Below are 872 nucleotides of genomic sequence, written 5' to 3' on the forward strand. Positions count from 1 at the left end.
CGATTTCACCAATGCTCAGCCCGCCCAACATGCCCAGGCCGCCCGCCTTGCCCGTCAGGTACGAGCCTTCAGCGTTCGCGCCCTCCACGTCCAGCGTCACGTTCTCGTCGTTGTCTGCAAAGTGAATCCCCGCGTTGATCAGATCAACCGCGTTGCCTTCGCTCAGGTGCACCACCGCGTTGCCCTGGATGTCCAGCACGTCCACGCCCAAAGCATCGATTTCACCAATGCTCAGCCCGCCCAACATGCCCAGGCCGCCCGCCTTGCCCGTCAGGTACGAGCCTTCAGCGTTCGCGCCCTCCACGTCCAGCGTCACGTTCTCGTCGTTGTCTGCAAAGTGAATCCCCGCGTTGATCAGATCAACCGCGTTGTTTTCAGTGATGTGCACCACCGCGTTGTTCTGAATGTCCAGCACGTCCACGCCCAGCGCGTCGATCTGGCCAATGCTCAAGCCGCCCAACATGCCTTGCTTGCCCGTCAGGTACGAGCCCTCGGCATCGTTGGCTTGCACGTCCAGCGTCACGTTCGTGTCGTTGTCTGCAAAGTGAATCCCCGCGTTGATCAGATCAACCGCGTTGCCTTCGCTCAGGTGCACCACCGCGTTGCCCTGGATGTCCAGCACGTCCACGCCCAAAGCATCGATTTCACCAATGCTCAGCCCGCCCAACATGCCCAGGCCGCCCGCCTTGCCCGTCAGGTACGAGCCTTCAGCGTTCGCGCCCTCCACGTCCAGCGTCACGTTCTCGTCGTTGTCTGCAAAGTGAATCCCCGCGTTGATCAGATCAACCGCGTTGTTTTCAGTGATGTGCACCACCGCGTTGTTCTGAATGTCCAGCACGTCCACGCCCAGCGCGTCGATCTGGCCAATGCTC

General features: G+C 61.0%; 1 protein-coding gene. It reads right to left on the reverse strand.

Annotated features, from left to right (window positions below; all coding sequences use genetic code 11):
- Positions 1-872, reverse strand: an 872-nt coding sequence (locus B9Z40_RS17255; RefSeq protein WP_158238120.1) for a hypothetical protein, incomplete at both ends; no start/stop codon positions are given.

It is taken from the genome of Limnohabitans sp. 15K (genome assembly GCF_002778285.1).
In the GTDB taxonomy this organism is placed as follows: Bacteria; Pseudomonadota; Gammaproteobacteria; order Burkholderiales; family Burkholderiaceae_C; genus Limnohabitans_A.